This window comes from Tolypothrix sp. VBCCA 56010 (assembly GCF_050875635.1).
Classification (GTDB): domain Bacteria; phylum Cyanobacteriota; class Cyanobacteriia; order Cyanobacteriales; family Nostocaceae; genus Hassallia.
Genome location: NZ_JBPAOH010000005.1, coordinates 38,426 through 52,518 on the forward strand (window position 1 = coordinate 38,426; position 14,093 = coordinate 52,518).

Consider the following 14,093-nt stretch of genomic DNA (forward strand, 5'->3'; position numbering starts at 1 on the left):
ACTATCAACTAACTCTTGAAGCGTAAAGCGTGCGGTGAAGGGTTTTGCGTTTGGCTAGTTCTTTTCCGATGCGACCTAGTTTTTCACGTAGCTGCTGGTCTTTACACAAGCGACTGAAAGCTTGAAAAATTTCACAGCCAGAATTCGGATTAACTAGGATGCCATTTTCTTCATGGCGAATTGCATCTATGACACCGCCTAAACAAGAAGCAATTACAGGCTTACCGAAGTAACCCGCTTCTAAGTAAACTGCATCAAAACCCTCTATACTGGCGGATCTGGTGTCAAACAAAGTCAGCATAGCAAATAAATCACAAGCTGCATAGTAGCCGGCTAATTCGCGATCGCTTACATATCCGGCAAAGTGTACCCGTTTATCTACTCGCAAGCGACGTGCTAAAGATTTCAGTTCTAATTCACAAGCACCTTGCCCACAAAGTATATAGTGAACATCTATCCCCTGAGTCAGCAGTAGTATTAAGTTTTCAATCACTCGGTCGAACCCTTTACACTTTTCAAGCTGTCCTACTGAAAGAATGACTACAGATGTTTCCGGAATGTTGTACGCTTCACGCACGCGAACACGTAAATTATCAAGATTATCAACGCTGGTTGCTACGGCAAATTTTTCCGGTCTGAGGATAGGATTAATTATGTGGGTAGGAGTATTAAATCGGAAATTAGCTTTTAGGTAATCTTTTATAAATGAACTTTTACAAACAATTCCTTCAGCTCGTATCAGTGTTAATGCGAATAGCGATCGCCACAAGGGATTGCGTAAAACATGAACTACATCATTGCCATGTAAATAGATAAAAAAACGGATAGGTAATAAATAGCTTAATAGTAACACCGCCAGAAAGTTGTAGCCGTGACCCCACTCTATGTAGCGGTAACGATAGCGAAAATAAAGTTGCACGGCTAGCACAAATGACCAGACCAGATTGAGAATATGCTTTATATTATTCTCAACAAAACCACTACGCCAAAATCTCGGATTTGACCAGCGATAAACCGGAAACTGTTGATCGCGATCGAATGCTTTGTCTCCAGAGCAACTACTCGCTAAAACAATTACCCTTTCTGGGTCTTGCAGGCAGCGATTATAGATATATTCTCCAATTCCACCCTGGTTCGGCAAGAAGGTGCGCGATATTACTAAGATGTCAGGAGAGGCTGTTTTGTCTTGGATTTTTGCATCAATTTGTGATATTTGTTCCATGAAAACTTCGCTGTCTAAACTTCTTAATTGTTCATTCTGTGGACTAAAGATAAGTATGTACTTTTAGTAGATGTTATTAGTGCAGTTTTTTTCACTAATTTTTCCGAATCGGCAACCTTTAATAATCAGTATTTTTTCTCGTTTGTAATCAATGAGATGATGTAAGACAATTAATCCCACAAATCATAAATTACGCTATGTTTTGTTAATCATCAAAAATAATTATTAAATTGTTTTTGAGGAAAAAATATTTTTATTTATATTTGCTAAAGTAAAAGAATCAACAATACTAATTAAGTAGCAATTAGAAAAAAACGACCCGAGCATAATAAGAGTGTAGAGATTGCTAAGTCTATCTCCTAGAAATAGTTTATCCTAAATACACCCATAATGTGATGCCAAAATGCCGATAATGCTCTGAATCGTGGCGAAAGTGAAGTACATTTAAATGCGCCCCAAGCGTGGTGTGTGGAGTAGGTGTCGTTTAATTAAAGTTAAAAAGGCGATCGCGACTCCACCGCAATAGAAGGAGACGGCATAACTAGAAAGTGTTCACTAGTCCTATACAGTCGATGATAACCAAAAATATCTAGAACCATCCATAGAAAATTATTTTGATAACCTTAAAAAAAATTGCAATCCCAAACTGAAGTTTGACAAAGTTATCCCAGGTGAGTGCGGTGATAAGTTTTTCTGATTGGTAGGCGATCGCACTGTTCTGGCGGGGATAATTAGTTGTACGGTTATCTACTCCAGAAATCCCCCCTGCGAGCGCGGCACGCCGAGAATAAGAAGCGGTAAATTAAAGGTATAGCGATAGATGAATCTTACACAGAGCTAGTAAATATCAAAAATTGAACTCGCTTAGGGTAGGAGTGTCATCTATACACAGACTCCTACCAGTACTAGGAGAAATCATAAGTAATAACGTTTTTCAAGTGACAGTGTTATGCGTAAACAACTACAACAAGCCATCAAACCGCTATTAAAAACTTTGTTTGTCCTCAGCTTAGTGTTTACTTTGGCACTGAGTCACGCTGATGGTGCATTAGCCGCCCGCAGTGGTGGTAGAATCGGCGGTGGTTCCTTCAGAGCGCCTTCTAGCCGCACCTATGCACCTCCGGGTGGATACGGTGGGGGATACGGCGGTGGCTACGGTGGCGGCTACGGCGGCGGATATTATCCTGGTGGTGGAGGATTTGGGTTTCCTTTCTTGATTCCCTTCTTTGGTATTGGGGGAGGATTTGGTGGTTTGTTTACCATCTTAATCTTCTTGGCGATCGCTAACTTCACGGTACAAGCTTTCCGTCGCGCTACCAGTGGCGAAACCGCAGAAGATACAGGCTACAGCAGCAACCCGAATGTTTCCGTCACTCGTCTGCAAGTAGGTATGTTGGCACAAGCTCGTGACTTGCAACCGGAACTTAACCGAATTGCCGAAACAGCTGACACCAACTCCCCAGAGGGTAGAGCCGAAATTTTGCAAGAAGCCAGCCTCGCTTTGCTACGCCATCCCGAATACTGGGTATATGCAGGTGGTAGTACACAGCAAGCACGTTTAAATTCAGCTGAAGCTCAGTTTAACCGTTTAGCACTAGCAGAACGCAGCAAATTTACCGAAGAAACTCTTTCTAACGTTAACAACCAGCTAAAAGAAGCGACTCCTAAGAATGCTTTACCTGGTGCTGATGTTGACAATCCAACCGACCTAATTACCCAAGGTCCTGGAGAATATATTATTGTCACCCTCTTAGCGGCGACATTGGGTAAGTTTGAAATTCCCGCAGTCAACAACGTTGACGACTTGCGTCAAGCTTTGCGCCAAATTGGTAGTATCCCCAGCGATAAACTTCTGGCGATTGAAGTTCTCTGGACTCCGCAAGCTGAAGGCGACACTCTCACCTCTGACGATTTATTGGCAGAGTACGCCGATCTGAAATTAGTTTAAACCGTAGTAAGCGCTTCAACGCTAAAGAAAGCGCTGAAGCGCTTACTACGAAATTAAAAATAAACAAAATCTTTTACTTGAAATTCTTTCGACTCCTTACGTTTTCTTTTTTTATCGGCATCATAATAAACAAAATCCAGAACTACTTTATCTCGACCGATTAATTGATAATTTTCTATTCTATCTAAGTAATAATTTTTATTTTCATAAATTGGCTTTGCTAACTTAATTCCGGGAAAGATAATCTTTTCTTGCTTTAAAACAAATCCCCGCTGTGCATCTGTATCTAACCATGCAGGACTTTTATAAACGGCAATATTATAAGATTTAAATTTAATTTCTTGCTCTGGCTGATAAATACCAATTAACAAAAAGATTATAGTAGCATTGTTGAAAATCCAGATAGAAAGCAAACTTGGTAATAAAAATATCCAAAAATTTATCAGTTTTAGCCACCATCTGCGAAAGAAAAACCCATTAAGTATAAGTAAAAACGGAATCAACAAGAATAACGCTACAGCGATCGCGTTGAAGGAAGGAAATACAAAACTAAATATTTTAAATATCAAATTTGCTAAAAACAAAACCGAAAGAAAGGTAATAATAACCAGATTCAGCAATGGTTGGTTTTTGCTTGGTTTGAAAAACCTGAATAACCGCTTCATGAAATTTTCCCTTCATCAGCTTTGGTTTTATTCGACGCGAAACAAAGAAACGATTCGGGATTTTATATCATGTCCGCATTTATTAACAGATGTCGTAGAGACGTTCCACTGGAACGTCTCTACATATATATGTGATTTGTCGGACATGATTTTACACAACAAAACCGCCTACTATACGAGAGGCGGTTTTTAAACACTTATTTGATGATAGTTCTTCCTTATCAAGATTATAATAACCTATTTTTGAATTGCAGTCAATACCTTTCCCAATACAAATTCAACGGCACTAAGAAAACACAACCCGAAAGCCACATATTCTCAGTCCGCCAACTGCTTCATTCCAGCTGCGACTAGCGCTGCGGCAAAGTTCCGGACTAAAGCTCCAAGAACCACCGCGCAATACCCGACGATGTTCATCTCCGCCAAGTTCCCAAACTGTGCCATCTGTGGGTGCTACTTCATAATTTTTGTGCCAGGGGTCGGCACACCATTCCCAAACTAAGCCGTGCATGTCGTACAATCCAAAGGCGTTGGCAAGCTGAAAACTGCCTACATCAGTAGTTTCTCTGCGGAATTTCCCTTTTGCATCCAAAGCGTAGGAATCGCTACCACCGCAGTTTGCTAATTCTGGGGTGACAGTTTTGCCAAAGTGGTAGGGTGTAGTGGTTCCTGCCCTACAAGCATACTCCCATTCGGCTTCGCTGGGTAAACGATAGTTGCGTCCGGTTTGTTCTGAAAGCCGAAAACAAAATTCTACCGCTTCGTGCCAAGATACATTTTCAACTGGTCTATTTATTCCTTTAAATTTCGATGGATGGGGATTTAAGGATTGTTTGACTTTGGGTAATGCTGCTACTGCTCTCCATTGTGCTTGAGTTACGGGATATTTTCCCATAAAAAAAGGTGCGACGGTGACTTGATGTTGTGGATGTTCGTCTGCATCTCCTTCAAATTCTGGGGAACCCATCATAAAAGTTCCACCGGGAATTGATACCATTTCTAATTTGATGACTTTACCAAAGTCTTCTATTAAGTAGTTTGCACTTTGACGGTTGCGGCTAATTTCTTTACCTTTTTTATCTACTGTGACGACTTCAAATTGAAATTCTGATAAGGTGGGTAATGATGAGATGATTTGCGTTTGTGGTGGTGATGTCAATTGAGAAGTAGCTAATATTGTTGGTGCAGTATTTGCTATCAAGTTGATTTGGGGTGACTTCAAATCTTTCATAACTTCTGCTGCTGATTGATATCTTTCACTGGCTAAGTGTTTTAATAATTTATCCAGAATTTGCCCAAATTCTTCGCTGATAAAGATGCCTTTTTCTTGCAAACGCGATCGCCACATCCACTGCCCATTCATGGCATCATAAAGATTATCTTGAATCTGTCCATAATCGTCTAGAAGCGGTAAAGATTTCGTTAAAAGTCGCACGCATGTGACGCCTAATGAGTACAAATCGCTTGCGTGACAAGCAAATCCAGCCATTTGCTCGTTTGGTGCATAACCGATTGTATAAATTACTGTAGCTTGTCTGACTAAACTGGTTTGCGTTACTTGTTTCGCACCACCAAAGTCAATTAATACGAGTCTTCCATCACTTTCGCGACGGATAATATTTTCTGGTTTTATGTCGCGATGGATAATGTTACGCGAGTGAACAAATTCCAAAACTGGTAATAAATCAAGTAAAATTTGGCGAATTTGTTCTTCGTTAAAGGGTTGTTGCTGAACTTCGGCTAAAAGTGTTTTCCCAATAATAAATTCTTGCACGAGATACAAGCTAATACCTTGTTGAAAGTATGCAAGTAATCTGGGAATTTGGATGTGATTTTCTCCGAGTTCATACAACCGAAAAGCTTCTTCTTGAAAGAATTGGGCTGCTTTGGTACGTTGTCCTGTTCCCTGAACTTGTGGGACAAATTGTTTGATGACGCAAGGTGCATTTAATCTGTCTGCGTCTGCTGCTTCGTAAGTTCTACTAAATCCACCTTCTCCTAATAGTCTCAATACGCGGTAGCGGTTTCTGAGAAGTTTGTCAAAGTTGCTTTGTCCGCAACTTATGCAATATCTATTGCCATCAGGATTGAAGGGATTTGAACAATTGGGATTTTGGCAGATTTGCATAACAAACTGGAGAACACATCTTGTCCAAAGTAAGCCCCAATATTATCGAATTAAAAAGAGATATTAAGAGATATCTAGGCAACTAAATAAAGAATTCAGGAGTGGGGAGTGGGGAGTGGGGGGAGTGGGGAGTGGGGGGAGTGGGGGGAGTGGGGAGTGGGGGGAGTGGGAGTGGGGAATGGGGAGTTAGAATTCTGATTTATTTGTTTATTTGTGCTTGATGGTTTCTAAATATGAATATATATGGGCGCACGATTTTCCATTATATAGAGAATATTAATCTAAGGTTGTTGGTTTTGTCAACTGCTTTAGTCAAAGTTTAAGAATGGCTTCATAATTAAGAAAGATTACGCGCTTACTCATAAATAGAAGGACAATGAGCCAAACTTCTTTAAATTTAGTTGCAATATCGATCTTTTTGATGACTTTATCGGTGCTGCTGGGACCTTTGGTCAATTTGTCGCCGGCAGTACCTGCGATCGCTACTTTCGCTGTTTTAGGAATCGCTACTTTAGACTCTTTCAGTTTGCAAGGTAAGGGAGGTTCTCTGCTTTTAGATTGGATTGCGGGTTTTTCACCCGAACATCGCGATCGCATTGTCCACCACGAAGCCGGTCACTTTTTGACTGCTTACTTGCTGGGTATCCCCATCAGCGGCTATACTCTGACAGCTTGGGAAGCTTTGAAACAAGGACAACCAGGACAAGGTGGTGTTGCTTTTGATGATGCTGAATTAGCTTTGCAACTCGAACAAGGTAAAATCACCGCGCAAATGCTGGATCGCTACTGTACTGTTTGGATGGCGGGTATTGCCGCTGAAGCTTTAGTGTTTGATAATGCTGAAGGCGGGTCTGATGATAAAAGTAAGCTAGCAGGTGTATTGACAAGTTTGGGCTTTTCTGCATCAGCTTACGATCAAAAACAGCGCTTTTGCTTGCTGCAAGCGAAAAATTTACTACAAGAAAATTGGTCTAGTTATCAAGCTTTGGTGGAAGCGATGCGACAACGCGCTTCGGTGAAAGAGTGTTCAGAAGCGATCGCGCTTAATACCGAGTTAGGTACAGACGTTCCTGAGGAACGTCTGTACGGGAGTTAGGGGGAAAATATTTATAATTCTTTACTTGTCACTTTGAACTCTTAACTTTAAGAGGAAACAACTTGAAGATGTGACATATGGGATAAGTAGTTGCTACTAATGACACGGTTACGTCCTGTGGCTTTAGCTTGTAAAAGATATTTATCGGCACGATCTAGCATACTAATTCCATTAGCATCGTCTTCGTCTCGCAGAGAAGCTGTACCCAAGCTAATGGTGACGTTGATAGTCACTTGATTGTTAATCGTAAATGGTTCTTGGCTGACTATGCGATTGAGACGACGCGCTACTAAAAGTGCTTCTTCACCTGTGGTGTTAGCGAGAATAATCACGAATTCTTCACCACCGTAGCGGAAGGCTGTGTCTTGAAAGCGTAAATTATTCCCCAGTCTGGCAGATAGTAACTGTAAAAGGCGATCGCCTACTAAATGCCCGTGGGTATCGTTAACTTTTTTGAAGAAGTCTACATCGAGAATAATCAAACTTAAGGGATTATTCTGATTCCGTGCTTTTTGAATTTGTCTGGGTAAATCCCATTCTAAAGCACGGCGATTATTCATTTTTGTCAAGCAATCTGCTAAGGCGAACGTTGACAAAACATCATTTTCTTGCATCATATCTCGGTATTTTTGCGCCTTCCGCAAACCTACCGTTAATTGAGCTAATATTAAGCGATTATTAGCAGACAACGCTGATTTTTGGTCTCTTTTTTCTTCGGGAATTTGCCAAATATAAGCATCAGCACCTTGCTTTAGCGCGGTGGAAGTCATCTCCAAATCCCACTCCCAGTTTCTTTGAGAGAGTAGCTCTGGACGATCTTCAAACAGAATACAGTATATCCACGATAGCTTTGTCTGGTCTTTCAGCCAACAACATAATTCCGTGCTGGCATTAAGGCTAGCCTGCACTAATATTATATCCGGTGGCGTAATTTGAATGCGCGACACCGCCTGATTTAAATTGGTGATAACTTCTACACTAAAAACGGTTGCATCACGGATCTGATCCGGAAGGCTAGCGAGAAATTTATCACTTCCAAAGACCAGAATAGAAATATTCATTGCTTTGCTTTTTGCCCTTATTCAATTTTAACGCTAGAACCCTGATTCAACTTGCTAAAACTTGCTTTTATTACTGAATCTATCTGTGTTTTTGCAAAAGACTATTAGCGAATATTTGATTGTCTTAACACTAGATATATAAGAAGTTGCCAACTTTTAATAACCTCTTAATATTTTGATTGCTACAATCGCGGGAACTGAAACTTATGATACCTACTTTCAACTGTCACCTATTTTTTTTAAACAGTGAAAACACTGAAAAATATTCCTTCGGATAGAGGTTTACTTTCATTTCCTGGTGTGAAACCTCCCAAAGAATTACCCCAAATCAAAGCTTTACACTTTAAAATAAGAAATATAAATTAATATTAGAAATTTAAATAAATTATTTTTATTATTTTTCAAAGTAGCAATCTGCGTAATTACTCCGTAAAAACCGAGATATGTTATAAAGATTAGTAACTTTATATGACTTCACACTAACGCTCGGAATCGATGAATGCGAAGGACGTAAAAGCTAAATTTATCTGTTTTATTTTTTCCGGATTTATTTCCTCAATCACATTTTTCTTAACAAATTGCTGCTTGATCGGTAAATTTACATAAATGAAAATGGATTGAATCAACAAAAGTTGAAATTAGCAAAAAAGCGAGTTTTCTAATTTGCAAGCCGGACACATGATGGCGACGAAAATTGTCTTCATCAGTGTCCTGTGGAAAAATATTAATTAATAATTAATATTCCATTACTGATAACCTTCTATGTGATAACCAGCCGCAACAATCGCCTGTTTGATAGACTCTTCCGAAGCTGCGGATTCTACGGTGACAGTTTTGGCTTTGACATCTACCTCAACTTTGGCATCAGGTTCCATTACGTGGATAGAGTCGGAAATTTTTCCTGCACAATCTTCGCAGGCAATGTTGGGAACGTTCATTTTCAGCGCCATGAGTCACCTCTGTACTTGGACTTGGATTATTCTTTCAAGATTAATCTTATGAAAAAGATTTTAAAGGGTCATCCTACCAGAGTTAGGTGATTGTGCCACTAAGTAATAGGGCACATGACGCAGGCGATCGCGCTTCGACAAATTGAAACGAAATGCAAAAATATATAAAGATACTTATGCAAATACGCTTATTCATAGCGAAATGTTGGAAACGACTAAAGTAGTTATCATATGCACACACCAGGAGAAATAAAAATCTTTTCTTTTAAGCGTCCAAGCGTCCCTCAAATGAAAGTAAACAGTTATGTCTTCAAATCTCCAGTACCTCAGCGGTAGCGAAATTCGCACTCTTTTTCTCGACTTTTACGCTCAACGCGGACACCAGATTCTCCCAAGCGCGTCTTTGGTGCCAGAAGATCCCACCGTGCTGCTGACGATCGCGGGGATGCTACCATTTAAACCAATATTTTTGGGACAGCGCACACCAGAATTTAAACGTGCGACAACTTCCCAAAAATGCATCCGCACTAACGATATCGAAAACGTCGGACGCACGAAACGGCATCAAACGTTTTTTGAAATGCTGGGTAATTTCAGCTTTGGCGATTATTTCAAAGAACAAGCGATCGCCTGGGGTTGGGAAATTTCCACCAAAGTCTTTAACTTCTCTCCAGAAAACCTCGTCGTCAGCGTTTTTGAAGAAGACGACGAAGCCTTTGCTATCTGGCGCGATCAAATCGGTGTCACCGAAGCGCGAATCAAGCGCCTGGGTGCAGATGATAACTTTTGGGCATCTGGTGCTACAGGTCCTTGTGGTCCGAGCTCAGAAATATATTACGACTTTCACCCAGAACGCGGCAACGACAATATTGATTTAGAAGACGATACCCGATTTATCGAGTTTTACAATCTCGTCTTCATGCAATATAACCGCGATGCAGAAGGCAACTTAACACCACTTGCCAATAAAAACATCGACACCGGGATGGGTTTAGAGAGGATGGCGCAAATCCTCCAAAAAGTTCCCAACAACTACGAAACCGATTTAATTTTCCCGATAATTAAAACAGCAGCGGATATTGCTGGTATCGATTACACAACCAGCGATGAGAACACCAAAGTCTCTTTGAAGGTAATAGGCGATCATATTCGTGCTGTCGTTCACATGATAGCCGATGAAATCCGCGCTTCCAACGTGGGACGCGGTTATGTGCTGCGTCGCTTAATTCGTCGCGTGGTGCGTCACGGACGCTTAATTGGTATTTCTGGGGAATTCACTACAGAAGTTGCGGAAACTGCAATTAGCCTTTCCGAATCAGCTTACCCCAACGTGCGCCAACGCGAAGACGCTATCAAAGCCGAATTGCAACGCGAAGAATCCAACTTCTTGAAAACTTTGGAAAGAGGGGAAAAACTGCTTGCGGAAATTATCGCCAAGCTGAAAGAAGAAGGCAAAACCCAAATTAGCGGTGAAAGTGCTTTTACGCTGTATGATACCTACGGTTTCCCCCTCGAACTGACGCAAGAAATTGCTGAGGAAAACAGCCTCACAGTTGATGTTGCCGGATTCGAGGCAGAAATGGAAATCCAAAAAGAACGCGGTAGAGATGCACACGAAAGCATCGATTTAACTGTGCAAGGTTCTCTCGACAAGTTAGCCGAACATATCAACGTGACTGAATTTTTGGGATATACCCAACCAACAGCGACTGCAAAAGTCGAAGTCATACTGATAAATGGTGTTTCCCAAGAAGAAGCGGACGCGGGAACAAGCGTGCAAATAGTACTTGACAAAACGCCATTTTATGCTGAGTCGGGGGGACAAATAGGCGATCGCGGTTATATCTCCGGTGATGGTATCGTCATTCGAGTCGAAGACGTGAAAAAAGAATCTGATTTCTTTGTTCACTTCGGACGCATCGAACGCGGTACAATCCGAGTAGGAGATTCTGTAACTGCACAGATAGACGCGGGTTGTCGGCGTCGTCTGCAAGCAAATCATACTGCTACACATCTGCTGCAAGCGGCTTTGAAGAAGCTAGTCGATGAAGGCATATCTCAAGCTGGTTCGTTGGTTTCTTTTGACAGATTGCGCTTTGACTTTAACTGTCCGCGTCCTCTGACACCTGAAGAAGTTCAGCAAGTAGAAGAACTGGTTAATACTTGGATTGCCGAAGCACATGCAGCGAAAGTAGAAATATTACCTCTTGCTGAAGCCAAAGCCAGAGGTGCAGTTGCCATGTTCGGCGAAAAATACGGCGAAGAAGTGCGCGTAATTGACTTCACGGGTGTATCGATGGAACTGTGCGGCGGAACTCATGTAAGTAATACTGCGGAGATTGGCGTTTTCAAGATTATTTCTGAAGCGGGTGTGGCTTCAGGAGTAAGGCGAATTGAAGCGGTTTCTGGTTCAGCGGTGCTGGATTATTTGAATGTTCGCGATAAAGTAGTCAAGGATTTAAGCGATCGCTTTAAAGTTAAACCCGAAGAAGTTCCAGAGAGAATAACCGGACTGCAAAACGAACTGAAGAATACTCAGAAGCAGTTGGAGATATTGAAAGGACAATTGGCGATCGCTAAATCTGACACCTTGCTGCAAACAGCCGAATCTGTAGGCGATTATAAAATTATCGTCGCCCAAATAGAAGAGGTTGATGCCGCTTCTTTGCAAACCGCTGCTGAACGCTTGTTGCAGAAAATCGGTAAGGGTGCGGTGGTATTGGGTTCAGTTCCCGAAGCTGGGAAAGTTAGCCTTATAGCAGCTTTTAGTCCAGAAGTCAATAAAAAAGGACTTCTTGCCGGTAAATTTATCGGTGCTATTGCCAAGATTTGCGGTGGTGGTGGTGGTGGAAGACCGAATTTAGCGCAAGCTGGGGGACGTGATGCGAGTAAGTTACCAGAAGCGTTGGATAAAGCGCAAAGTGAGTTAAAGGCTGGTTTGAGTTAATTGTATTCTCTTGTGGGGCAGGCAAGATGCCTGCCTTTAAATTACAAATAAGGCAGAACATGAAACAAATAAAACAGTTCACCGCAATCATTGAACGCGAAGACGATTGGTATGTAGCACTCTGTCCCGAACTCGATATAGCCAGCCAAGGTACAACTATTGAAGAAGCACGGCATAATCTGATTGAAGCGCTGGAATTATTTTTTGAAACTGCATCTCCTTCGGAAATTGAGGAAAGATTGCATACAGAAGTCTTTGTTACACGTCTTGAGGTGAGTGTTGGGTAAATTGCGTGTTCTTTCTGGTCGAGAAGTTTGCAAAATTCTAGAACTAAATAGCTTTGTACAGGTACGTCAGCGGGGTAGCCACATAATAATGCAATTGCAAACCGAAGAATCAACTGTAACTGTTCCCGTACCTGATTACGATGAGCTAAAAACTGGTACTTTACGGTCGATTATTCGTCAGTCAGGACTTCCTCGCATTCTTTTTGAAGTGGAATAAAAACTAAACAATATCAAGAACAGTTTCTATGAAACCAGAATATGATTTTTCTACTGCACAACGGGGAAAATTTTATAACCCTGATGCCACTTTTAATTTTCCTATTTATTTAGAACCAGATGTCAATGAATTTTTGAATAAGCTAGCATAAGATAAAGGTATTGACATTCAAGTGTTGGTCAATGAGTGGTTAAGAAATAATATTCAGTTAATTCAGAGTATTCGTTAATCTTAGTTGCTGCATTCTCCCCAGATGTCAACAAAATATGCACTACAATTAAGTCAGGTAAAAGATTACCTTTGAACATTGCTTAAGTACTAATCATGCAAAGAGTCACAGTTGAGGAGTTTCAACAAAAACCATTGCAATACCTCAATCAAGTTGAAGCCGGTGAAACTTTTGTTATTGTCCAAGCTGACAAACCTATTGCCGAACTAAAACCGATTACAAGTACCGAAAAAAAGATGCGTCCGTTTGGTTTATGTGCCGGAGAATTTACGGTGGCTGATGATTTTGATGCACCCTTACCCGAAGAGATTCTGAACGCATTTGAAGGTAGATGAAAATTATCCAGATCCAGAAATCCTCAAATACTCTGTCGGTTTTATTTAAGGGGAGAATTCTTTAAAGCGATCGCACTTTACCCAACAAAGTAGCAAAGAGCGATGTCTGCGACAAGTCGCGTTGCGTCTACGCACTTACAAAGTTTTTCATTTCGACTCAAAAAAAGTAGCCGGGGAAATGTGAAAAAAGTTTGCAAGCTGCTGAATGTGGTTAACTGTTAAATTTCGTTGACCGCTCAATATTTCAGATACGATAGACTCAGTTTGAAAGATAGAAACTAAATCTTTTTGGCGTAAACTAAATTCATCTATCAATACTTTAAGTAACTCAACACCATGAATATCAGGTATAAGTTTATGTCTTTCTTCGTATTCATATACTAGAGTACCTAAAACATTTAGATAGTCTTGTTCGTCGGGTGTTAATTCACCTTTATCAATCAATGAGTCGATTACTTTTTGCGTAGCCAGCAACTCTGACTCAGCGGTGATGGGACGAGGAGGGAAATTTGTCAGTAATTCAATGTAAGTGTTAGGTGTACCAAGGGTCATTTTTCCAGTCCTCTTTGTCATATTCTGCGTGGGTGAGAACATGGCGGATAAAAACTTTTTGATAATTGTAATCTACCAACGTAATGAGTCGATAGTTGTTACCGCCAATGTTAAAAATTGTAAGATTACTAACTTGATCGGCTGAGGGAAAAACGGGAGCGTAAATCAACAAAGTTTTGCCATTCAGCTATAGTTGTTAGTTTATACCATGAACGCAAACTGTTTTGTGCGTTTGGGTATTTTTCCCAGAATTCGACAAGTCTGGAACGAGAAATAACGTGCATATATTTTCAGTATAGAAAGATGCCTCATAGTTATGTCTCTTGGTCGAGGTATATTTTATAATATTAGCAAATTGCGAAGTTTTTCCAGTCAAGGCGATGGCGCGGTGCGCCCGCTTCGCGATCGCACTTTACCTAACAAAGCCACAAAGAAGCGAAAAATTATATAATCAAT

14 protein-coding genes are annotated in these 14,093 nt (G+C 40.9%); 7 read left to right on the top strand and 7 right to left on the bottom strand.

Features of this window, described 5'->3' with window-relative positions; genetic code table 11:
• Positions 1 to 4: 4 nt before the first annotated feature.
• Positions 5 to 1,222 carry a glycosyltransferase family 4 protein gene (locus tag AABK37_RS02900; RefSeq protein ID WP_432550112.1) on the bottom strand — a complete coding sequence of 406 codons (1,218 nt, stop codon included), beginning with the start codon at positions 1,220 to 1,222 and terminating at the stop codon, positions 5 to 7.
• Between the two features lie 949 nt (positions 1,223 to 2,171).
• Between AABK37_RS02900 and AABK37_RS02905 the strand changes: the two genes are divergently transcribed.
• Entirely contained in the window at positions 2,172 to 3,170 is a 999-nt protein-coding gene (locus AABK37_RS02905; protein WP_432550113.1) for a DUF1517 domain-containing protein, read from the top strand.
• Between the two features lie 53 nt (positions 3,171 to 3,223).
• Here AABK37_RS02905 and AABK37_RS02910 read toward each other — a convergent pair whose 3' ends face one another.
• Positions 3,224 to 3,835 (bottom strand): hypothetical protein, encoded by a 612-nt coding sequence (locus tag AABK37_RS02910; RefSeq protein ID WP_432550114.1) that lies wholly within the window; start codon positions 3,833 to 3,835, stop codon positions 3,224 to 3,226.
• Between the two features lie 286 nt (positions 3,836 to 4,121).
• A complete protein-coding gene (locus tag AABK37_RS02915; protein WP_432550115.1) occupies positions 4,122 to 5,963 on the bottom strand; it encodes an SUMF1/EgtB/PvdO family nonheme iron enzyme in 1,842 nt (613 codons plus the stop codon).
• A gap of 376 nt (positions 5,964 to 6,339) precedes the next feature.
• On the opposite strand from AABK37_RS02915, the gene AABK37_RS02920 reads away from it, so the two are divergent.
• Positions 6,340 to 7,059, top strand: a complete 720-nt coding sequence (locus AABK37_RS02920; RefSeq protein WP_432550116.1) for an ATP-dependent Zn protease — start codon at positions 6,340 to 6,342, stop codon at positions 7,057 to 7,059.
• Between the two features lie 47 nt (positions 7,060 to 7,106).
• Here AABK37_RS02920 and AABK37_RS02925 read toward each other — a convergent pair whose 3' ends face one another.
• Positions 7,107 to 8,120 (bottom strand): GGDEF domain-containing protein, encoded by a 1,014-nt coding sequence (locus tag AABK37_RS02925; RefSeq protein ID WP_432550117.1) that lies wholly within the window; start codon positions 8,118 to 8,120, stop codon positions 7,107 to 7,109.
• A gap of 746 nt (positions 8,121 to 8,866) precedes the next feature.
• Positions 8,867 to 9,070, bottom strand: coding sequence for a heavy-metal-associated domain-containing protein (locus tag AABK37_RS02930; protein ID WP_089127123.1), 204 nt, complete (start codon positions 9,068 to 9,070; stop codon positions 8,867 to 8,869).
• A 304-nt stretch (positions 9,071 to 9,374) separates the two neighbouring features.
• Between AABK37_RS02930 and alaS the strand changes: the two genes are divergently transcribed.
• The 5 genes from alaS (at position 9,375) to AABK37_RS02955 (ending at position 13,085) form a co-directional block, all read left to right on the top strand.
• Positions 9,375 to 12,017, top strand: coding sequence for an alanine--tRNA ligase (gene alaS / locus AABK37_RS02935; protein ID WP_432550118.1), 2,643 nt, complete (start codon positions 9,375 to 9,377; stop codon positions 12,015 to 12,017).
• A gap of 59 nt (positions 12,018 to 12,076) precedes the next feature.
• Complete coding sequence (locus AABK37_RS02940; protein ID WP_432550119.1) at positions 12,077 to 12,304, top strand: type II toxin-antitoxin system HicB family antitoxin; 228 nt, start codon at positions 12,077 to 12,079, stop codon at positions 12,302 to 12,304.
• Positions 12,297 to 12,521: a type II toxin-antitoxin system HicA family toxin gene (locus AABK37_RS02945; protein WP_432550120.1), complete on the top strand. Its 225-nt coding sequence runs from the start codon at positions 12,297 to 12,299 to the stop codon at positions 12,519 to 12,521. Before AABK37_RS02940 ends, AABK37_RS02945 begins: the two co-directional genes overlap by 8 nt.
• A 28-nt stretch (positions 12,522 to 12,549) precedes the next feature.
• A complete protein-coding gene (locus AABK37_RS02950) occupies positions 12,550 to 12,672 on the top strand; it encodes a hypothetical protein (RefSeq protein WP_432550121.1) in 123 nt (40 codons plus the stop codon).
• A gap of 173 nt (positions 12,673 to 12,845) precedes the next feature.
• Entirely contained in the window at positions 12,846 to 13,085 is a 240-nt protein-coding gene (locus tag AABK37_RS02955; RefSeq protein ID WP_432550122.1) for a type II toxin-antitoxin system Phd/YefM family antitoxin, read from the top strand.
• Positions 13,086 to 13,232: 147 nt separating this feature from the next.
• On the opposite strand, the gene AABK37_RS02960 is transcribed toward AABK37_RS02955, so the two are convergent.
• Both AABK37_RS02960 and AABK37_RS02965 read right to left on the bottom strand, forming a co-directional pair.
• A complete protein-coding gene (locus tag AABK37_RS02960) occupies positions 13,233 to 13,637 on the bottom strand; it encodes a helix-turn-helix domain-containing protein (RefSeq protein ID WP_432550123.1) in 405 nt (134 codons plus the stop codon).
• Positions 13,618 to 13,806 (bottom strand): type II toxin-antitoxin system HigB family toxin, encoded by a 189-nt coding sequence (locus tag AABK37_RS02965; protein WP_432550124.1) that lies wholly within the window; start codon positions 13,804 to 13,806, stop codon positions 13,618 to 13,620. The genes AABK37_RS02960 and AABK37_RS02965 overlap by 20 nt, the downstream gene beginning before the upstream one ends.
• Positions 13,807 to 14,093: the final 287 nt, after the last annotated feature.

What these genes read in the sequence shown, in the direction of transcription:
- AABK37_RS02900 (WP_432550112.1), bottom strand. Translation starts at nt 1,222, where the DNA reads ATGGAACAAATATCACAAATTGATGCAAAAATCCAAGACAAAACAGCC.
- AABK37_RS02905 (WP_432550113.1), top strand. Translation starts at nt 2,172, where the DNA reads ATGCGTAAACAACTACAACAAGCCATCAAACCGCTATTAAAAACTTTG.
- AABK37_RS02910 (WP_432550114.1), bottom strand. Translation starts at nt 3,835, where the DNA reads ATGAAGCGGTTATTCAGGTTTTTCAAACCAAGCAAAAACCAACCATTG.
- AABK37_RS02915 (WP_432550115.1), bottom strand. Translation starts at nt 5,963, where the DNA reads ATGCAAATCTGCCAAAATCCCAATTGTTCAAATCCCTTCAATCCTGAT.
- AABK37_RS02920 (WP_432550116.1), top strand. Translation starts at nt 6,340, where the DNA reads ATGAGCCAAACTTCTTTAAATTTAGTTGCAATATCGATCTTTTTGATG.
- AABK37_RS02925 (WP_432550117.1), bottom strand. Translation starts at nt 8,120, where the DNA reads ATGAATATTTCTATTCTGGTCTTTGGAAGTGATAAATTTCTCGCTAGC.
- AABK37_RS02930 (WP_089127123.1), bottom strand. Translation starts at nt 9,070, where the DNA reads ATGGCGCTGAAAATGAACGTTCCCAACATTGCCTGCGAAGATTGTGCA.
- alaS (WP_432550118.1), top strand. Translation starts at nt 9,375, where the DNA reads ATGTCTTCAAATCTCCAGTACCTCAGCGGTAGCGAAATTCGCACTCTT.
- AABK37_RS02940 (WP_432550119.1), top strand. Translation starts at nt 12,077, where the DNA reads ATGAAACAAATAAAACAGTTCACCGCAATCATTGAACGCGAAGACGAT.
- AABK37_RS02950 (WP_432550121.1), top strand. Translation starts at nt 12,550, where the DNA reads ATGAAACCAGAATATGATTTTTCTACTGCACAACGGGGAAAATTTTAT.
- AABK37_RS02955 (WP_432550122.1), top strand. Translation starts at nt 12,846, where the DNA reads ATGCAAAGAGTCACAGTTGAGGAGTTTCAACAAAAACCATTGCAATAC.
- AABK37_RS02960 (WP_432550123.1), bottom strand. Translation starts at nt 13,637, where the DNA reads ATGACCCTTGGTACACCTAACACTTACATTGAATTACTGACAAATTTC.